The organism is Chroococcidiopsis sp. [FACHB-1243], from assembly GCF_014696895.1.
Taxonomy (GTDB): domain Bacteria; phylum Cyanobacteriota; class Cyanobacteriia; order Cyanobacteriales; family Chroococcidiopsidaceae; genus Chroococcidiopsis.
Genome location: NZ_JACJQX010000030.1, coordinates 51,179 through 71,359, shown reverse-complemented (window position 1 = coordinate 71,359; position 20,181 = coordinate 51,179). Strand labels below are relative to the sequence as shown.

The window sequence follows — 20,181 nt, the reverse complement described above, 5'->3', positions numbered from 1 at the left end:
TGACAATTGATTCCTGCTTAGGATAGATAGTCAAGCTAATTCGGAATCGGTACTGTGTTGAGAGAGACTCTCCCAAAAGTAGGAAGAACTTTTTAGTTAAATTCCTACTGTCATCAGTCATTCACCACTTAATACTTGACACACAGCCAAACCTATGTATGTTGCACTTTGGCCAGGTAATGTCTATCCTTTGGGTTCCTGTTGGGACGGCAAAGGCACGAACTTCACCTTGTTTTCGGAAAATGCCACAGGTGTAGAATTGTGCTTGTTCGATCGCGATGACAAAGAAACTCGCTTACAGTTAACAGAAGTCAGTAATTTCGTCTGGCACGGCTACATACCAGGTATAGGTCCTGGTCAACGGTACGGGTATAGAGTGCATGGACCATACGCACCCCAAGAAGGACATCGCTTTAACCCCAATAAACTGCTGATCGATCCATACACAAAAGCGATCGCGGGGGAAGTTGGCAATAGTCCAGAATTATATAGTTACTCTTGGGAGTCTGAGGAAGCCGATTTATCGTTTTCCGATTTGGATAGCGCCCCATTGATGCCGAAATCAGTGGTTGTCGATCAAAGCTTTGACTGGGAAGACGATAAACTCCTGCGCACCCCTTGGAACGAAACGATTATCTACGAAACTCACGTCAAGGGTTTTACTAAGCTACACCCCGATATTCCCGAAGAACTACGCGGGACTTATGCAGGAATGGCTCACCCAGCGGCGATCGAGCATTTGCAACGTTTGGGAATCTCCGCCGTTGAGTTGATGCCCGTACATCATTTCCTCTCCGTCCCAGGACATTTGGCGGATAAAGGGTTGAGAAATTACTGGGGCTACGATTCGATCAATTATTTCGCGCCTCACTCCGAATACAGCTCTAGTGGCACTTTAGGCGAGCAGGTGACGGAGTTCAAGGAAATGGTTAAAGCCCTGCACCGGGCTGGAATTGAAGTCATTCTAGACGTGGTATACAACCACACGGGCGAAGGCAATCACATGGGTCCTACCCTATCGATGCGGGGAATTGACAATGCCAACTATTACCGCTTGGTAGACGGCGACGCGCGATACTACATGGACTTTACAGGTTGCGGTAACTCCCTCAACGTGCGCCACGCCCAAGTTTTGAAGATGATCATGGATAGCCTGCGCTACTGGGTGACAGAAATGCACGTCGATGGCTTCCGCTTCGATCTTGCTTCAGCCTTGGCAAGAGAACTGTACGAAGTGGATCGACTGTCAGCATTCTTCGATATCATTCACCAAGATCCGACGATCGCGGATGTTAAATTAATTGCTGAACCTTGGGACATCGGTACGGGTGGTTATCAAGTTGGTAACTTCCCCGTTCTCTGGTCGGAGTGGAACGGAAAGTATCGTGACACGGCACGAGACTTCTGGCGTGGCGTGGACAGTACTCTGGGAGAATTTGCCTATCGGCTGACGGGTAGCCCCGACTTGTACTATCAAGAAAACGGACGGCGACCGAATGCTAGCATTAACTTCATCACCGCCCACGATGGTTTTACGCTCAACGATCTCGTCAGTTACAACGAGAAACACAACGAAGCTAACGGCGAAGAAAGCCGCGATGGAGAAAGTCACAATCGGTCTTGGAACTGCGGCGCAGAAGGCGAGACAGACGACTCAGAAGTTTTGCGGTTACGGGAACGTCAGCGCCGGAACTTCCTCGTGACTCTGATGCTGTCCCAAGGTATCCCCATGCTGCTTGGGGGTGATGAAATGGGACGGACGCAGAGTGGAAACAATAACGGTTACTGCCAAGACAGCGAAATTTCTTGGTTTAATTGGGACTTAGTGGAAGGAAATACAGATTTATTAGATTTTACTCGCGAGTTGATCTATTTCCGCCGCCAACATCCTGTATTTCGTCGCCGTAAGTGGTTCCAAGGTCAAGCGATTCACGGTTCTGGTGTCAGCGATATCATGTGGTTCAATCCTGACGGTAGCGAGATGGATCAGGAACAGTGGGAAATCGGATATGCGAAGTCAATGGGCGTGTTCTTAAATGGAAACATGATTCCCAGTCCTGGAAAACAAGGTCAACGCATCAGCGACGATAGCTTTCTCATGTTCTTCAACGCCCACTACGAAACTCTTGAATTTAACTTGCCACAGGGTATGCAAGATAACCAGTGGGCATTAGTTATTGATACCAAAGAACCGCGTTTTATTCAAGAAGAAAGCATCTATACAGGCGATCGCACCGTTCCAGTCACAGCGCGATCGCTCGTCCTGCTGCGTCAGATGGTTTAGGAACAGTGACCAGTTACCAGTTACCAGAAATACAAAATCCTTGCTTCTTGCCCTTGTACGGGCGGGTTCACCGGAAATTTCTCCCATACGACTCCTGTACGGGCGGGTTTTGAGCGTAGATTTATTGTCAAAACCAGTGAATCTTTTGCTAAACCCGCCCCTACAATTCTCGCTAATGACAAATGACAAATGACAAATGACAAATTATGAAAATTGGTGCTAACTATTTAGGCAGCGATCGCTGTGAATTTATCGTGTGGGGACCGAATATCGAGTCACTGGGCGTTCAAATTGTATCCCCCGAAGAACGCTTTTTGCAGATGGAACAGGAAGATGGCTACTGGAAAGTTGTAGCCGATAATATCCCTCCAGGTACGCAATATCTTCTGGAATTAAATGGTGGCGAAACTCGCCCCGATCCTGCTTCCTATTTTCAACCTCATGGCGTACATAAGCTTTCTCAAGTGATAAGCCATGAATTTACTTGGGATGATGGCGATTGGGCTGGCGTACCGCTAGACGCGATGATTATTTATGAATTACATGTCGGTACGTTTACCCCAGAAGGAACTTTTACCGCAATTATTCCCCGTTTGGCAGATTTGAAAGAGTTGGGAGTCAACGCGATCGAAATTATGCCGATCGCGCAATTTCCTGGCAATATACCCCCAGATGGTAGCTGTGCCTATCGCAACTGGGGCTACGATGGGGTTTACCCGTTTGCCGTGCAAAATTCTTACGGTACTCCCGAAGAGTTAAAGCAATTAGTTGCAGCTTGTCATCAACAGGGAATTTCGGTGATTCTCGATGTGGTGTACAACCATTTTGGACCTGAAGGTAATTACACCAGCAATTTTGCTCCTTATTTTACTCAAACCTACCGCACTCCTTGGGGCAGCGCCATTAATTTTGATGATGCCCACAGTCACGACGTGCGCCACTTTTTTATCGAAAATGCCCTTTATTGGCTGCGAGAATTTCATATCGATGGTTTGCGATTAGATGCAGTTCACGCAATTTACGATTTAGGCGCAAAACACTTTTTAGCGGAATTAGCCGAAAAAGTTCGAGAATTTTCCGAACAACAAGGGAGAAAGTATTATCTAATTGCTGAAAGCGATCTAAACGATCCCAAAATTATTCGCCCGAAAGAAGTAGGTGGATACGAACTTGATGCTCAGTGGAGCGATGATTTTCACCATGCTTTACATGCATTATTAACAGGCGATAGTGACGGTTATTATCAAGACTTTGGGAAATGCGAAGACTTGGCAAAAGCCTATCGCGATACATTTGTCTATGACTGGAAATATGCACCCCATCGCCAGAGATTTCACGGTAATTCTGCTAGCGATCGCACCGATTTATCTCAATTTGTCGTTTGCATTCAAAACCACGATCAAATTGGCAATCAGTTGTTAGGGGAAAGACTATCAAAACTGATCTGTTTTGATGCTCTCAAACTAGCTGCTGGAGCGGTAATTCTTTCACCTTATATTCCTCTGCTATTCATGGGTGAAGAGTATGCCGAAGAAGCACCTTTTACATACTTTGTCAGCCACTCTGATCCAGATTTAATTAAAGCAGTCCGTGAGGGCAGAAAGCAAGAATTTGCCGCCTTTCACGCCGTAGGAGATCCACCCGATCCAGAATCTTCCAAAACTTTTCTCGGGTGTAAAATGGATTGGGAAAAACGCCAAGAAGGTAAACACCAAGTTATCTGGTCTTGGTATCAAAAATTAATTCAACTTCGCACTACTGTTCCTGCTTTAATTAAAAAAGAAAGAAACAGCATAGAAGCAGGTGCAGACGAACAACAAAAAATTGTCTGGTGGCGGCGATGGAGTGACGACAGCCAAATTCTTTGTCTGATGAACTTCAATCAAAATGATGTTAGCTTCGCACCAGAACTCAGCCACAATAATTGGCAAAAGATTCTCGATTCTGCCGATGAAAAATGGCAAGGTTCCGGTACTATCGCCCCAGATAAAATCAAGTCGGGCGAAGAAATAAAACTGCGATCGTACAACTTTGTACTTTACGAAAACACGTAGTTTTGGTAATTGGTAATTGGTAGTTGTTATAGCTTGGTTGCTATCAAATCTAATAATTAACAGTTACCCATCACCCATCATTCATTACCCATTACCCATTACCATTCTCATGCGCATTCCCACAGCTACTTACCGCATTCAATTTAACTCGGAATTTAAATTTGCAGATGCGAAAAAAATTACCGCGTATCTAGCAGCTTTGGGAGTTTCCGATCTCTACGCTTCACCAATATTTAAAGCTAGAACGGGTAGTACTCACGGTTACGATGTTGTCGATCCAACTCAACTCAATCCCGAACTGGGAACTGAAGCAGATTTTGATGCTTTAATTGCCGAAATTCAACAGCATCAATTAGGTTGGCTGCAAGATATTGTTCCTAACCACATGGCTTATGATACTCAAAATTTGTGGTTGATGGATGTCTTAGAAAATGGTCCCGATTCAGCTTATGTAGAATATTTTGATATTGCTTGGAATGCTCCTTTCACTGATAACAAAGAACCTATCTTAACGCCAATGTTGGGTAACTTTTACGGGGAATCTTTAGAAAAGGGAGAAATTCAGCTTAAATACGAACAGGGTGGTTTAACTATCAACTATTACAGTTTGAGTTTGCCGTTAAAACTAGAATCCTATGCGACTTTCTTGACCTACAATTTAGGTAAATTAGCTAGAACTCTAGGTAGAAGACATCCAGATTTTGTTAAACTTCTAGCAATTCTCTACATTCTTAAGAATATCTCTGCTGATATTGTTGGTAAACAAAGAAGACAAGATCAGACAGAATTTGTTAGAGGCTTGCTTTGGGAACTGTATGAAGGCAATCCTGAAGTAAAAGCTTTTATCGATGATAATATTAAGGTTTTTAATGGCGAATCAGGAAATACTGAAAGTTTTAATCTTTTAGACAAGTTACTTTCAGAACAGTTCTTTCGACTTTCTTACTGGAAAGTAGGTGCGGAAGAAATTAATTATCGCAGATTCTTTACAGTCAACGAATTAATCTCAGTCAAAGTAGAAGAACTCAAAGTCTTCAACGCTACTCACGAACTCATTGCAAAATTAGTTAATGAAGGCAAGTTTACAGGTTTAAGAATCGATCACATCGATGGTCTTTACGATCCAACTCAATACTTAGAAAGACTGCGGGAAAAAGTAGGTAATACATATATCACCGTCGAAAAGATTTTGCAAATTGGGGAAGACATACCTAATTACTGGCAAATTCAGGGGACTTCTGGATACGATTATCTAAACTATGTGAATGGACTTTTCTGTCAAAAAGTAAATCGAGATAAGCTTGACGAAATTTATCGAAATCTAACCGAATTTATCACGATTTTTCCTGATATTGTAGCCGAGAAAAAGCATTTAATTATCGATAAAAATCTAGCAGGTGACATTGATAACTTGAGTGTCTTGCTAAAGAAAATTGCGGGTAGATATCGTTATGGTAATGATTTTACTCTCAATGGCTTGAAACGTGCGATCGCAGAAGTTCTTACCCGTTTTCCCATCTATTGTACTTACATCAATGCTGCCGGAATTTCTGAGCAGGATCGACAGTATATTCAAGCAGTCATTCAATCTGCTAAAGATGGCACACCTCTGTTACAAAACGAACTGAATTTTATCGAAAAACTATTCTTACTAGAATACGAACCCTCTTTGACTCAAGCTGAGAAAGACCAGTGGTTATATTTTGTCATGCGAATGCAACAATATACGGGACCGCTGATGGCAAAAGGGGTAGAAGATACAGCTTTATATGTCTATTACCGCTTGCTTTCTTTAAATGAAGTAGGTGGCGAACCAGATCATTTTGGAATAGATTTAGCTGAGTTTCATAGTTTTAACCAACATCGAAATCAGACATGGACTCATGCTATGAGTGCAACTTCAACCCACGATACCAAACGGGGTGAAGATGTGAGAGCGAGAATCAACGTTCTGTCAGAAATTCCTGACGAATGGCAGCAACAAGTTCGTAGTTGGATGGAATTAAATCGTTCTTATAAAACGCAACATAAAAACTCAATTTTCCCCGATCGCAATGATGAATACGCATTTTATCAAACTTTAGTAGGGGCATATCCATTCTTAGAGAGTGAAATAAATGGCTTTAGCGATCGCGTCAAAGAATATATGCTCAAGGCAATTCGCGAAGCAAAAGTCTACACGGCTTGGCTGCGGCAAAATATGACTTATGAAGATGCTTGTACTAGTTTTGTTGAAGCAGTCTTGAATCAGTCGGAAAACAATCAATTTCTGAAAGAGTTTCTCCCATTTCAAAAGAAGATTTCTTACTACGGTATCTTTAATTCCCTATCTCAAACTCTGCTAAAATCAGTTTCTCCTGGGGTTCCTGATTTTTACCAAGGAACGGAACTATGGGATTTAAGCTTAGTCGATCCCGATAACCGTCGTCCAGTTGATTTCCAGCAGAGAAACTCTTATTTGTCGGAAATCAAAGAGAAAATTAGCACGAATATTTCTACTCTAATTTCCGATCTGCTAGCTACAAAGGAAGATGGCAGAATTAAGTTATTTCTGACTCATCAAGTCTTAAAAGCGAGAACGAAATATCTAGAGATTTTTCAAAAAGGAGAATATCAACCTTTAGAGATCGGCGGCAAGTACAAAGAAAATATTGTGGCTTTCGCCCGCAGTTTTGAAAATACAACAGCTATTGCGATCGCCCCTCGTTTCTTAACGAGTTTAATTCAACCTGGTGAGTATCCATTTGGTGAAGTTTGGCAGGATACTTATATTCAATTACCTGCTGGAACAGCTTCAAATTGGGAGGATGCAATTACTACTCAAAATATTCAAACGGATGGAAAATTGCTAGTTGCTGACACGTTGAAAGAGTTTCCCGTAGCGCTGTTAATTGGACAGAAATAACTTTTATTTTAGGGAGGAACTCCAAGACTCGATCCCCCTAGCCCCCCTTAAAAAGGGGGGCTAAAGCCCTTTTCAAAAGAGCAAAAAAAAAGCCCCCTTCACAAGGGGGTTGGGGGATCTCCAAAAAAAAGCCCCCTTCATAAGGGGGATTTAGGGGGATCTCCAATTGTATTGTTCGATCGCCCTCATTTTAGAGAAATTGGCAAATCAAATTAGACAATCACTTGAGCCAAACTTGGTGTAGAGATTGTCGAACAACCAGGAGCGTAGATGCGCGTTACGTAATCGGCGATCATCCGATCCGTATTAAACAGAGGTGCATTCGTCTTAATCGATGCCTTCATCATTTGAATCCAGCGGTGCGGAATGCCGTTGTTGTCGCGATCGTAGTATAGAGGCGCAATTTCCTCTTCCAATAACTTGTAGAGGGATTCAGAATCGATCCGATCCTGCAACTCTTGATTGCTTGTATGAGCATCTTCACCGATCGCCCAACCGTTGATTCCCTTGCCATCCATCCCGACTTGATAGCCTTCGCACCACCAACCATCAAGGACGCTACAGTTGATCCCGCCATTAAAACAGACTTTCTGCCCGCTCGTACCAGAAGCCTCCAGGGGACGACGGGGATTATTCAACCAAACATCTACGCCTTGCACTAACTTCTGTGCTACGTAAATGTCGTAGTCTTCAATAAACGCCACTCGATGCTGAATTGCAGAATGCTGACACCACTCCATCAATTTTTGGATAATCCGCTTGCCTTCCTCATCGGCGGGGTGAGCTTTACCAGCAAAGACAATTTGGACTGGACGCTGAGCATTACCAAAGATTTTCAACGCTCTTTCCGCATCCCGTAACAGCAGATTGCCCCGTTTGTATTGAGAGAAACGACGGGCAAAACCAATTGTGAGAGTATTGGGATCGAGCAACAGATCGGCAGCATGGATGCGATCGCCTACTTCACCCCGATCCGTTCTGGCTTTTTTGATTCTGTAACGGGTAAAGGCAATCAAGCGCTCTTTCAAAACCTGATGTCGCTGCCATAATTCCGCATCGGGAATGCGATCGACATCTGCCCACATTGCCGGATCGATCGCCCGCGTCTGCCAATCTGTACCTAGATACTGAGTATAAAGGTCAGCCATCAACGGAGCCGTCCAAGTCGGGGCGTGAACGCCATTAGTGATGTGACCGATAGGTACGCGGTCTTCGGGGCGATCGGGATACAAAGCAGTCCACATTTGCCGCGAAACTCTGCCGTGCAATTCGCTCACGCCATTAGCAGCGCGGCACATCCGCAGTGCTAGGACAGTCATGCCAAAAGGCTCCCAAGGATCGCCCAGTCTTTTTGCGCCCAAAGCTAAAAACTGCTCTCGCGATAGCCGCAACTGCGCCCAATATTGCGCAAAATGAGAATCCATCAAATCGGGAGAGAAGACATCGTGTCCGGCGGGTACGGGGGTATGAGTCGTAAAGACGCAGCGCTTGCGGACGCTTGCTTCCACATCGTAGAAAGGTTTGCCCGTCCGCTCCATTTCCTGCCAAGCAATCTCTAGGGTACAAAATGCAGCGTGTCCCTCGTTCAAGTGGTGAATTGAGGGCTGAATTCCCAAGGCTGTAAGCGCTTTGACTCCGCCAATCCCCAAAACCACCTCTTGGGCGATCCGCGTGTCTTGGTTGCCCCCGTAGAGGTGTCCTGTGAGCCAGCGATCGATCGGGTCGTTGTCTTCGCGGTCTGTATCGAGCAAGTAGAGACTCACCCTACCCACTTGCGTCCGCCAAATTTGAACTTTGACCATCCGCTGTCTAACTTGCAGCGCGATCGTCAGGGTTTCTCCCCGTTCGTTCAACATCAATTCCAGCGGCATTTGCTGGAAAACATTGTCAATGTAGTAATCTTCTTGCCAACCACTACGATTGAGTCGCTGCCGGAAATAGCCTTGACGATACAACAATCCTACGCCGATCAGAGGTACGCCCAGATCGGAAGCAGATTTGAGGTGATCTCCAGCCAGAATACCCAAACCGCCAGAATAAACGGGGAGGGATTCGTGAATGCCAAACTCAGCACAGAAATAGGCGATCGGATTTTGCCGTGAAATTTGCGGCGCAACTCGACTCACCCAGGTATCTTGCTGATTCATGTAAGCATCAAACTCAGCCACCAACTGAGATAACTGTTTGATGTAGAAAGGGTCTTCTGCTAGTTGGGTCAGGCGTTCGTAAGAAGCCGATTCCAACACTGCTACAGGGTTATGTCCGTAACGCTCCCAAGCTTCCGGCGAAATGTTTTGAAATAGGAAAACTCGTTCGCTCGTCCAACTCCACCAATAGTTATAAGCCAGATCTGCCAATCTTTTGAGTGGCAGGGGTAATTTTTCGCTCAGCTTTTGTGCTGGGGCGATCGCAGATTTATTCGTCATATTATTCCAGTACTCTCTTGTGTACTCTCGCTCTAAAACCGATGGCAATACAAACCAATTAAAACTCGACTCGGTAATAGAAACCTGGGTAATTTACCTTCGCCAACCTCATCCCAGTTAGGATTTTTAGCATATACGGAGTATGTCTACTTTAAGATTTTTATTTACACTTTTTCCAGATTTCAGTGTCAAATTAGATAAAGGATGTTTTAACAAAATTTTGCTGGATGTTAAGTTTGGTAATAGGTAGTTAGTAGTTGGTAGTTGGTTAATAAGGCAAGAGGCGCGAGGCAAGAGGCAACAGCCAGTTTCACCCTCAGCTCCCTTGTCTCCCTTGTCTCCCTTGTCCCCTCTGCTTCCTCAGCTCTCTTCCCCCCGACTCCCGACTCCCGACTCTCCCGATTTGGTTAAATTAAGAAAGTCTCCTACACATCTGCTTATGAACCCTGCCCTCACGAAAATTGGCGCTCAAATGTCCCACCTAACGGGGGTGCGGGCAATTATGAAAGATATTATTGAAACGCTGCAAGCAGGTGCAGGTAAGGAGTTTATTAATTTAAGTGCGGGGAATCCGCTGATTTTACCGGAAGTAGAGCAGTTATGGCGAGACTGTACGGCACAGTTGTTAGCTAGTTCTGACTATGGCGAAGTCGTCTGTCGTTATGGATCGAGTCAGGGGTACGCGCCACTCATTAGCGCGATCGCATCTGATTTCAATCGCCGCTACGGGTTAAACTTAAGCGAACGCAATATTCTGATTACGCCTGGTAGTCAAACTCTCTATTTCTACGCTGCAAATGCTTTTGGTGGCTACTGTCTCGATGGTGAGTTAAGGCAGATCGTTCTACCCCTAAGTCCAGATTACACGGGTTATGGTGGCGTAAGTCTTGCCCCAGAAGCGTTAATTGCCTATAAGCCTGCACTAGATATCGATGCAGCCGCCCATAGATTCAAATATCGTCCCGATTTTAGTCAACTTAAAATTAACGAAGAGACGGGATGCGTAGTATTTTCTCGTCCCTGCAATCCTACGGGTAACGTTTTAACGGATGAGGAAGTCAAAAAAATTGCAGCTTTGGCTGCACCTTATAACGTTCCCGTTATTATCGACTCTGCCTATGCGCCTCCCTTTCCAGCTTTGAATTTTACGGAAATGTCTCCTGTATTTGGTGACAATATTCTCCATTGCATGAGTTTATCCAAAGCCGGATTGCCAGGTGAAAGAATTGGAGTGGCGATCGGAGATGAAAAATTAATTCAAATTCTGGAATCGTTTCAGACAAATATGTGCATTCATCCGTCACGTTACGGACAGGCGATCGCGGCTTTAGCGATTAATTCTGGTGCTTTAGCAGAGATTTCTAGCAATGTCATTCGACCTTTTTATCGGCAAAAGTTTGAGGTATTAGAATCTACTTTAGAACAGGCAATGCCTGATATACCTTGGTTTTTGCATCGTGGCGAAGGAGCAATTTTTGCTTGGTTATGGTTAAAAGATTTACCTTTAACCGATTGGGAATTTTATCAACAACTCAAACAAGAAAATGTCATTGTCGTTCCTGGTAGTTCCTTCTTTCCTGGCTTGCGCGAAGATTGGATTCACAAACAACAGTGTTTGCGAATTAGCCTGACAGCAAGCAATGAAGAAATCGCGATCGGAATGCAGCGTCTCGCCAAGGTAGCCGAACGAGTTTATGCAAAGTCAAAAGTTAAAAGTTAAAAGTTAAAAGATTCCCAATCGACATCTCAGTAGTTTTATGATTGAAACTAAAATTCTCAATTTTGAGATGAGATTTGCCGAAACGGATGACGTATCCTTAGTATTGCAATTTATCAAAGAACTAGCTGAATACGAGCAGTTAGCTCATGAAGTCGTTGCAACTGAGGATATTTTAAAAGAATCACTTTTTGGCAATAGGAAAGGAGCAGAAGTTATTTTGGGCTATTATGAAAAGCAGCCTGTAAGTTTTGCACTTTTCTTTCATAACTTCTCAACATTTCTCGGACGTGCAGGTATTTATCTAGAAGATTTGTACGTAAAACCAGAGATGCGCGGACGGGGAATCGGTCGTGTTATGCTCAGTTATTTAGCTCATATAGCGAAAGAGCGAAACTGCGGTCGCTTGGAATGGTGGGTATTAGACTGGAATGAGACAGCAATAAACTTTTATCAAAAAATAGGAGCAGTACCAATGAATGAGTGGACTGTCTTCAGAGTAACCGACCGATCGTTGATAGATTTAGCCCAGGAGTTTGCGGTTTAACGCTACTATTATGAATGGCAAAAATACGAGTTCAAAACTTAAATCTCAAAATCAAAAACCACAAATTCCCGATGGCTGGTTAGCAATTGGTACAATCGTTGCACCCCAAGGGTTAGATGGAGAAGTCAGAGTTTACCCCGATTCAGACTTTCCCGAACGATTTGTCGAACCAGGACAGCGCTGGTTATTGCGTCCGGGGAAAACAGAACCAGAACCAATAGAACTCATCGAAGGACGAGATATTCCAGGTAAAGGGTTGTACGTGGTAGCGTTAGAGGGAATTGAAGACCGCGCACAAGCTGAAGCACTGCGAGATTGCGTATTGCTCGTACCGGAAAGCGATCGCCCCGAATTAGGAGAAGATGAATATCATGTCGTCGATCTGATCGGTCTAGAAGTCTTTTTACAAGAAACTGGCGAGAGCATTGGTACGGTAACAGATGTCATTCCTGCTGGAAACGACTTGTTGGAAGTACAGTTGCATCAAGAAGTCAAAAGTCAAAAGTCAGAAGTCAAAATTAGCGATCCTCCACTCCCGACTCCCGACTACGCGGTTCCGATGCGGAGGACACCTCCGCCTCCACCCGCTTCCCAACTCCCGACTCCCCCAAGAAAAGTTTTGATTCCATTTGTGAAAGCGATCGCACCTGTTGTAGATCTAGAGATGAGAAGAATTGAAATCGCACCGCCACCAGGTTTGCTGGAACTGTAACGTTTAGCAGAATACTTCTATCTTGGCTTATCTCTGGTACGATCTTCTCATCAGCATTCATTAGTTATTCAACATTTAATTTGCTGGGTGTAGTTAGCTTGCAGTCTTTTGAATTTTAACTTTTAACTTTTGACTTTTAACCAATGAAGTTATTGCGAAAACTAATATCACCCCTAGTAGATAAAAACACGAATCCAGATTTTTTAGTTTTTGTTGATAAAGTAGAAGATTTTTTTGCCAAACTCTTAACGCTAGCAATGTTAGGAGTTATTTTATTTGCCATTATAGATTTGGGCGTGACTTTAGCTAAAGAACTGCTGCTTGTCTCTGAACTAGGGAATTTTTCTGCTGGCTTACTCAAAATATTTGGTTTATTTTTAAATATTCTTATTGCTCTAGAAATTACGCAAAATATTACTTCTTACCTTAGCAGTCATATCATTCAAATCGAGATGGTAATTGTCACATCTTTAATTGCAGTCGCTCGCAAAATTATCATTCTCGATCTTGGCAAAATTACTGATTCTCAACTATTAGCGCTTGCAGCAGCGATTATTGCTCTTTCTATTTGTTACTGGTTAGTCAGACGCACTAATGCCAAATATCCACCCCATAAAGGGCATTAATTGTTAATCAATAGCTTAATTTCTACTTTTGACTTTTAACTTTTGACTTACTTAGCAGCTACGGTAGGATCTGGATGGGCGATCGAACGGCGTATGTGAAGTATGAAAATATACGATTGGATTGTAGTAGGTGGGGGTATTACTGGCGCAGCTTTGAGCTACGAATTAGTTCAGCAAGGCTTTTCCGTCCTGCTGCTAGAACAAGATCCAACAGGGCAAAATGCGACTCGCTATAGCTATGGTGGTTTAGCTTTTTGGTCTGGTACTACCGACATGATGCGTCAATTGTGCGCTGAAGGAATCGCCCGTCATCGCATTCTCTCGGAAGAATTAGCCGCCGACACTCAATTTCGGGAACTAGACTTATTGCTGACAATTGCAGCTGATGACGACCCCGCAGCAGTCGCCGCTACCTATGCTGATTTTGCCATTCCGCCACAACTCCTCAGCGTTTCAGAAGCCTGTAAATTAGAACCATTGTTAAATCCTCATGCGATCGCCGGAGCATTGACGGTAAAACACGGTCACATCCACGCTGAAAAAACTGCTCAAGCCTACATCCAAGCCTTTCTACGTGCGGGGGGCGATCTTCAGTTTGCTCAAGTGCTAAAACTCTGGCAACAAGGCAACAAGGTAGAAGGGGTAAAAACCGCTGACGAAACGTATTGCAGTGCCAACACTATTATTTGTGCGGGTGGGTTCAGCCGTGCTTTACTCAAAGCAGCAGGTATTTCGGTCAAAATATACTTTACCCATGCCGAGTTAATTGACATTCCACCTGTTGATATAAAATTGCGATCGCTCGTGATGCCAGCTCGACTTCAACGCTTTCAACTAGAAGCCACATCGACTACAAACGATCGCCCCTGGGACGAACAAGGATTAGAACTCGCACCCCCAATTCTAGATACTGGGGCGATTCAATTTCTCGATGGTAGCCTGCGATTAGGGCAGTTGAGCCGCACTTTGACCGATACCCAAGCCAGCATTAATCCCGAAGCCAGCGAAGCTACTATTCGAGCAAGTGTAGGGCAAATTTTACCAGCACTCAAAGACCTGCCGGGAACTTGGCATCACTGTTTAGTTAGTTTCAGCCGCGTTAGCGAAGCTGAACGAAGTTATCCTCTGCCACTAATCGGTAACATCCCTGGCAAAACAGGCATCCACATCTTCTCTGGATTCAGCAATCCCCTGGTCATTATCCCACCCCTAGCGCAGCGCTTTGCTCGTTCAGTTATCAGGGAGTAGGGAGTAGGGAGTAGGGAGTAGGCAGCAGAGGAGACTAGGAGCTACAACCAACTACTAACTACCCATTACCCATTACCCATTACCCATTACCATTAACCAAACAATAAACGTAGTTCCCCCGCTACTTTCTGGGGTGGGATGCCACAAAGCAGGACTAAAAACTTCAATCGTGCCTTGCATTTGTTCGATCAGTGCCTTAGCAATTGCTAGTCCCAAACCCGTACCAGGAATATCTGAATCTGCTTGTCTACCTCGGTAGTGGCGATCGAAAATTCGTTTTAGGTCTTGCGGGGGGATACCTACCCCCGTGTCGCTAATGGCGATGCCCTGGAAGTTGTCTCGCTCTAATCCTGCTTGGACGTAAATTTTGCCTCCAGGCGGAGTGTATTTGATCGCATTGTCAAGCAAATTGCTTAATACCTCACGCAATTCTCTTAGATGAGCGCGCACTGCTGGTAAATTTGGTGGCAGATCTGCTTGCAGATCTAAGTTGCGTTCTTGAGCGATCGCCCAAGCAGAAGCTAGCAAGGGTTTTAGCACGTCCTCAATCGTGCAAATGTCGCTCTGAGTGCCTTCGCGATTGGGCAGCAGTGGTAAAGGGGCATTGAGTATAGGTATTGCCGATCGCACCTCTGTGACTGGAGGCAGGGATTTGGTTGGTTCTAAATCTTCCTCTGTCATGTCGATGACTCGATCGAATTGTTGCAGCAATTCTTGCAAGCGATCGCTTTCTCTCACGATATTGTCTGCCACAGCTCGGTTCGCATCTCCAGGTAGCAGGCGCTTGAGCAGCAATTTGCCGAACGTCCGCAACGCCGTCAGTGGGTTGCGAAACTGGTGCAGTAAGTTATCTAATAACTCTCGCTGCTGGGCTTGTAGTTGCTTTTGCTGGCTGAGCTGCTGCTCCGATCGCTCTCGTCGCCGATCTAAAAGTCTTGCCAGCGTTAGCGTTTGCGCCACTCGTTCAATTTCATGCCGTTCTCGCTCGTTCCATGCTCTATCCTCCCGACTAGTCACGAGTAGTCCAATTAACACTCCTTCATTAAGCAGTGGTAAAACAATTTGTTGGCTCGGTACTAGGGCTTGATCTGCCGTTTCTGGCGGTTCAGCTACATTTGCCTCGGTCGGTAGTTCCGGTAAAGATACAGTATCTATATTTTTTGCAGCGGCTTTTGCTTGCAATCGCGGTGGCTGAGGGCGACTTGTTGTAGCAGGAAGTGCTGCACTATTTAACTCTAGTCCCTGCCACCTCACTGCTGTCTCTGGATAGGCTACGACAGGGATCAGCTTCTCCTGTGCTGTTCCTTCCTCTACAAATCTTTCCGTCAGATATACCACGCTCAAAGCCGCCCCCATTCCTTGGGTTAGCAAGGCAACTTGAGAGCGACACAATGAAATAAACTCAGCACTGGCAGGCATTATGAAGGGGACTAGGAGAAGGATTCGGGAGTGTCGGTAGAGGCGGGTTTCCAAACCCCCCGTACAGGAGTCGGGAGAAGAGAGCTGAGGCAGCAAGACAAGTCACAAGTTACAATTCAACCCCACACCCTACACCCTACACCCTACACCCTACACCCTTTCTTCACTGATAACTGATTTTGCGGGGATTACAAATGTTAATTGACTGCGATCGCTTGTGTCGTTTTATTAATCATATTTTCAACATTAGCGGGTTTTTTGTTGCAAACGCTTAACATAAGTTGATTTTTCTAACTCAAATCGATATACTGACGACGGATTTTGTAAATATAAATACAATTTTCTGGTTAAAAAAAGGAGGGAGACAGGTTGGCAAGAAGACGTAAGCGCAAAAGCCGTCGTCGCCAGGAAGGACGTCGCATCCTCGAGCATGTGCCTCAATATAGCATTGAAAGTGGCGAAGATAAACCCGTGACTGCTGCTCGGAAGTTTATTCAAGCGGAGGGAATTGCTCCGCCTGCATTGCTGCTGGTTAAGCGAAACGAGCACACTACAGATCGCTACTTCTGGGCAGAAAAAGGTTTGTTTGGGGCGCAGTATGTAGAAGAGAATCATTTCTTGTTCCCTAGTCTACGGGTACTAGAAAATCCTCCTGAAAAGGAACTCGTTGCCGCACACAGATAGCCTAAGGCGTTGCCGAAGCTAAATGACAGCCAAAAGCTAGGTATTGGAGATTTTGAAATCATTGGCGTTATGTCAAACGCGAGTGAGTCGCGTTTAGGCAAAGCGAAGATGGAATTTAGGGGAAGTATATACTTCCCCTAAAATATTGCTACACGCAAGGCTACGCGAATTCCAGATTTCGATCTCCTTACTCTGCTGGCTTCAAATTCAGCGATCGCTGCAATTGAATTAACTCATCCCGATGAGCGGTGACTGTGAGTAGGCTTTGTGGCGAGATGCGATCGCCCGTATTTGCCTCTAATTTAAGAGATACCCGTTCTTTCCTGCCTGCTTTTTTCCAATAAAAAATACCTGCTGTTGGAGCTAGCAAAATCAGGATCGAGAAAGCCGCCGTCCAGTTTGGAAATAGTAACGACCAAACCAAGATCAGGCAAAGAATTCCCACCGTGGCAAGCATTGAGAGAAACACAGCTAGAAACAAGCTCGGTCGGATAAATCCCTCAAACGTAACAGAATTTTTCTCAGCATCCACCTCAGAAACAGTATAGGAACGCGAGCGCAAATACTGTTGTAGTTGCGCCATCAACGAAGCTTCTGGCTGTGCGGACACCAGATGGAGCGTTTGCGTTCGGTCTTTAGTAGAGGCTCGAATGAAGAAAAATAGCCCCACTGACAGCAATAAAGTCAGCAGTAGGGTCGATGAGAGAATCGGAGTCATAGCTATCTTGCGTTTGAACAGCGCCTGTTCGACTTTTTCACAATCGATTTTTGCACGATCGATCAGCCATTAGCGTACCACCTTACTAATATACTCTTGCCACAGTCGAGATAACTCCTGCGCCTGTACTTGCCATTCTGGGCTTATCTGATACATCCGTCGCGGTCGCCCTCTTCCCTCAACCTTCTTCCAGTAGCCGAGAATTGCCTTTTCATCTTCCAGGAACTTAAGTGCGCTATATAGGACTGTATCGGAAAGGCGATAATTAGGGTATTCGCTCTCCAGCTTTTGAATCAGTTCCGTGCCGTAGGATTCTCCTTTTAACAAAACTGACAGCACGTAACATACTGCAAGTTCTTGGCTCAAATAGGTCGGAGGAGGATTTTGGAAAAACTGATAAATATCCTCAATTCTCATAGCTTTAGTTTACTTCTCATCCATAAATCATAAAAAACAGCACTTTTGACAATCATCTCTAACGAAATCCTTGTTTCTCACACTCAGCCGCGATCGCTCTGCGAAACTTCGCCGATCGCACCGGAATGCGGTTGAGGCAATTTTAAACGCAGAACCATAAGTTGTCTGCTAAACTTCATTCAAAATTCATTACATTTTTGCTTCTTGTCTGACCTAAAGCGACAAGATCTCTTACAGGAAGGGCTGTGGAGTAGGGTTTGAGGATTTTGGATGTAAGAATTATTACAAGTTACGAATTATGAATTCTATTTTAAGAGTGATAAGTATCTGTTGAATAAATCCAAACAGGAGATAAATATGTTTGATAAGTCGGGTACGAAGCCTCCTCCGGCATCGCTTGAGTCCATTGCTAACCAGTTTCGGCTGACTGGTTGGATTGGCTTTTGGTCGCAGATCGTTTTGGGTGTTGTTTCTGCCATAGTTTTGTTGCTATTTGCCGTATTCAGTCAGCGAACTGGCAGTCCCAGTAACAATCCTGGAACTGGATTTGGTATTTTTCTCGCTGTCTGCGGATTGATTGCCCTTGGCATGAGCATCTACTGTGCTTTTCGATACACCAGACTAGGCAGACAACTCCGGTCATCTAATCCTGCTAACCGTCCGCGCAAAGTTTATACGATTCAAGTTATCAAATTTGCTTTAGTCGTTAACTTGGTAGGAATGCTCTTGAGTCTGTTTGGAGCTTATGCGATTATTGGGACTCTATTTGCTAGAGCCATATCACCCCAGGCGATCGCAACTGGAATATTCGATCCCAATCGCATCATTGGCGGATTGGACATATTAGCAGTGCAAGCAAACACGAACACCATTTTTGCTCACTTTCTAGGATTATCCAGTGCTTTGTGGCTACTCAATCGGATTAATCGGAGTTGAGGGAACAAGACAAGTCGCAAGTCGCGCATTTGCAAGTAGCAAGTTAGAACCATCTAGCCATCAGCCACCAGCCACTCGCCACTCTCTACCGATAACTGTCAACCAACAACCAACAACTACCAATTACCAACTACCCATTACCCATTACCGCTCATGCTAGTGTTGTAACCAGAACTAGAAGAAGCTAAACAGATCCGTGCTGGATATCAAGCAAATTAGAGAAAATCCCCAAGCCGTGCAAGAACGGTTGCAGCGTCGTGGCGACTATGACTTGCAGCCATTGTTGGAGTTAGACCGTCAACAGCGCGACATAGAACAAGCGCGATCGCAACTCCAAGCCCGTAGTAACGAAATTGGTAAACTCGTCGGACAAAAAATTAAATCTGGTAGCAGTCCTGACTCTTTAGAAGTGCAAGATTTGCGAGAAGAAGGCAACACGATCAAAACTCGGTTGAGCGAACTCGAACCGCAAGAAAGAGAGCTAAAAGAACAAATCGAAACTTTCTTGCTAACAATTCCCAACTTACCAGGCGATTCTACTCCGATTGGCAAAAACGAAACAGAAAACATTGAAGTGCGGCGTTGGGGAGATAAGTATCTGCCCCAAAACGCGAATATTTTGCCTCATTGGGAAATTGGCGAAAAGCTAGGTCTGCTCAATTTCGAGCGATCGACAAAAATAGCCCAAAGCCGTTTTGTCAGTTTAATTGGTATTGGGGCGCAGTTGGAAAGAGCGTTAATTCAATTTATGCTCGATTGCCAAACCGCCGCAGGTTATGTAGAAATTATCCCTCCCTTTTTGATTAATTCTCAATCCCTCACAGCCTCCGGTCAACTACCCAAATTTGCCGAAGAAAGCTTTAAGTGCGCCAATGACGATCTATGGCTCAGTCCCACAGCTGAAGTTCCGATTACTAATTTCTATCGAGGGGAAATTTTAGCAGCAGAAGATTTGCCAATTAATCACTGTGCTTATACGCCTTGCTTCCGCCGCGAAGCTGGTAGCTATGGTAGAGATACACGGGGACTGATTCGACTACACCAATTTAATAAAGTCGAATTATACAAATTCGTCCATCCCGACACCTCGGAACAAGAGCATCAAAAACTATTGCACGACGCAGAAGCGATTTTGCAAGCACTAGAACTACCCTATAGAGTTCTAGAACTGTGTACAGGCGATCTCGGCTTTTCGTCTACAAAAACCTATGACTTAGAAGTGTGGCTACCCTCATCGGAAAAATATCGAGAAATCTCCAGTTGTTCTAATTGCATGGATTTTCAAGCTCGCAGGGGGAGCATTCGGTTTAAGGAAGCAGGCAAAAAAGGAACCCAGTACGTCCACACCCTGAACGGTTCCGGCTTAGCTGTAGGTCGGACAATGGCAGCAATTTTAGAAAATTACCAGCAGTCAGATGGCACGGTAAAAGTACCGGAGGTGTTGCAACCTTACTTAAGGCGAGAAGTCATTGGGGAGGGGTGAGGAGC

Annotated in this window: 16 protein-coding genes; 12 read left to right on the top strand and 4 right to left on the bottom strand. The window is 44.7% G+C overall.

All coding sequences use genetic code 11. The annotated features are described in order from the left end of the window. The first annotated feature begins 154 nt into the window (after positions 1 to 154). The 3 genes from glgX (at position 155) to treY (ending at position 7,243) form a co-directional block, all read left to right on the top strand. Positions 155 to 2,284: a glycogen debranching protein GlgX gene (gene glgX / locus H6G17_RS21575; protein WP_192160679.1), complete on the top strand. Its 2,130-nt coding sequence runs from the start codon at positions 155 to 157 to the stop codon at positions 2,282 to 2,284. A gap of 206 nt (positions 2,285 to 2,490) precedes the next feature. Next, positions 2,491 to 4,338 (top strand): malto-oligosyltrehalose trehalohydrolase, encoded by a 1,848-nt coding sequence (treZ, locus tag H6G17_RS21565; RefSeq protein WP_192160677.1) that lies wholly within the window; start codon positions 2,491 to 2,493, stop codon positions 4,336 to 4,338. A 109-nt stretch (positions 4,339 to 4,447) separates the two neighbouring features. Beyond that, positions 4,448 to 7,243: a malto-oligosyltrehalose synthase gene (gene treY, locus H6G17_RS21560; RefSeq protein ID WP_192160700.1), complete on the top strand. Its 2,796-nt coding sequence runs from the start codon at positions 4,448 to 4,450 to the stop codon at positions 7,241 to 7,243. A 212-nt stretch (positions 7,244 to 7,455) separates the two neighbouring features. Here the strand turns inward: treY and glgP are convergent, their stop codons facing one another. Beyond that, positions 7,456 to 9,669, bottom strand: a complete 2,214-nt coding sequence (glgP, locus tag H6G17_RS21555; RefSeq protein ID WP_192160676.1) for an alpha-glucan family phosphorylase — start codon at positions 9,667 to 9,669, stop codon at positions 7,456 to 7,458. A 439-nt stretch (positions 9,670 to 10,108) separates the two neighbouring features. Between glgP and H6G17_RS21550 the strand changes: the two genes are divergently transcribed. The 5 genes from H6G17_RS21550 (at position 10,109) to H6G17_RS21530 (ending at position 14,519) form a co-directional block, all read left to right on the top strand. After that, complete coding sequence (locus H6G17_RS21550) at positions 10,109 to 11,389, top strand: valine--pyruvate transaminase (RefSeq protein WP_192160674.1); 1,281 nt, start codon at positions 10,109 to 10,111, stop codon at positions 11,387 to 11,389. 37 nt (positions 11,390 to 11,426) lie between these two features. Further along, positions 11,427 to 11,933, top strand: coding sequence for a GNAT family N-acetyltransferase (locus H6G17_RS21545; protein WP_192160672.1), 507 nt, complete (start codon positions 11,427 to 11,429; stop codon positions 11,931 to 11,933). 10 nt (positions 11,934 to 11,943) lie between these two features. Next, positions 11,944 to 12,645, top strand: a complete 702-nt coding sequence (gene rimM / locus H6G17_RS21540; RefSeq protein ID WP_192160670.1) for a ribosome maturation factor RimM — start codon at positions 11,944 to 11,946, stop codon at positions 12,643 to 12,645. Positions 12,646 to 12,788: 143 nt separating this feature from the next. Next, positions 12,789 to 13,271, top strand: coding sequence for a phosphate-starvation-inducible PsiE family protein (locus H6G17_RS21535; RefSeq protein ID WP_192160669.1), 483 nt, complete (start codon positions 12,789 to 12,791; stop codon positions 13,269 to 13,271). A gap of 102 nt (positions 13,272 to 13,373) precedes the next feature. After that, positions 13,374 to 14,519, top strand: coding sequence for an FAD-binding oxidoreductase (locus tag H6G17_RS21530; RefSeq protein ID WP_192160667.1), 1,146 nt, complete (start codon positions 13,374 to 13,376; stop codon positions 14,517 to 14,519). 72 nt (positions 14,520 to 14,591) lie between these two features. On the opposite strand, the gene H6G17_RS21525 is transcribed toward H6G17_RS21530, so the two are convergent. Further along, on the bottom strand, positions 14,592 to 15,938 hold the full coding sequence (locus H6G17_RS21525) for a HAMP domain-containing sensor histidine kinase (protein WP_192160665.1): 1,347 nt from the start codon (positions 15,936 to 15,938) through the stop codon (positions 14,592 to 14,594). A 30-nt stretch (positions 15,939 to 15,968) separates the two neighbouring features. On the opposite strand from H6G17_RS21525, the gene H6G17_RS21520 reads away from it, so the two are divergent. Together H6G17_RS21520 and H6G17_RS21515 are read left to right on the top strand one after the other, a co-directional pair. Next, a complete protein-coding gene (locus H6G17_RS21520; protein ID WP_192160664.1) occupies positions 15,969 to 16,115 on the top strand; it encodes a hypothetical protein in 147 nt (48 codons plus the stop codon). Positions 16,116 to 16,307: 192 nt separating this feature from the next. Further along, positions 16,308 to 16,622, top strand: a complete 315-nt coding sequence (locus H6G17_RS21515; RefSeq protein WP_015153575.1) for a DUF3155 domain-containing protein — start codon at positions 16,308 to 16,310, stop codon at positions 16,620 to 16,622. Positions 16,623 to 16,809: 187 nt separating this feature from the next. Here H6G17_RS21515 and H6G17_RS21510 read toward each other — a convergent pair whose 3' ends face one another. After that, a complete protein-coding gene (locus H6G17_RS21510) occupies positions 16,810 to 17,340 on the bottom strand; it encodes a cofactor assembly of complex C subunit B (protein ID WP_192160662.1) in 531 nt (176 codons plus the stop codon). 69 nt (positions 17,341 to 17,409) lie between these two features. Continuing rightward, entirely contained in the window at positions 17,410 to 17,757 is a 348-nt protein-coding gene (locus H6G17_RS21505; protein WP_015153573.1) for a PadR family transcriptional regulator, read from the bottom strand. A gap of 357 nt (positions 17,758 to 18,114) precedes the next feature. Here H6G17_RS21505 and H6G17_RS21500 point away from each other — a divergent pair, with 357 nt between their 5' ends. Both H6G17_RS21500 and serS read left to right on the top strand, forming a co-directional pair. Further along, complete coding sequence (locus tag H6G17_RS21500; RefSeq protein WP_192160660.1) at positions 18,115 to 18,693, top strand: DUF3611 family protein; 579 nt, start codon at positions 18,115 to 18,117, stop codon at positions 18,691 to 18,693. Between the two features lie 196 nt (positions 18,694 to 18,889). Beyond that, complete coding sequence (gene serS, locus H6G17_RS21495) at positions 18,890 to 20,176, top strand: serine--tRNA ligase (protein ID WP_192160658.1); 1,287 nt, start codon at positions 18,890 to 18,892, stop codon at positions 20,174 to 20,176. Positions 20,177 to 20,181 lie beyond the last annotated feature (5 nt).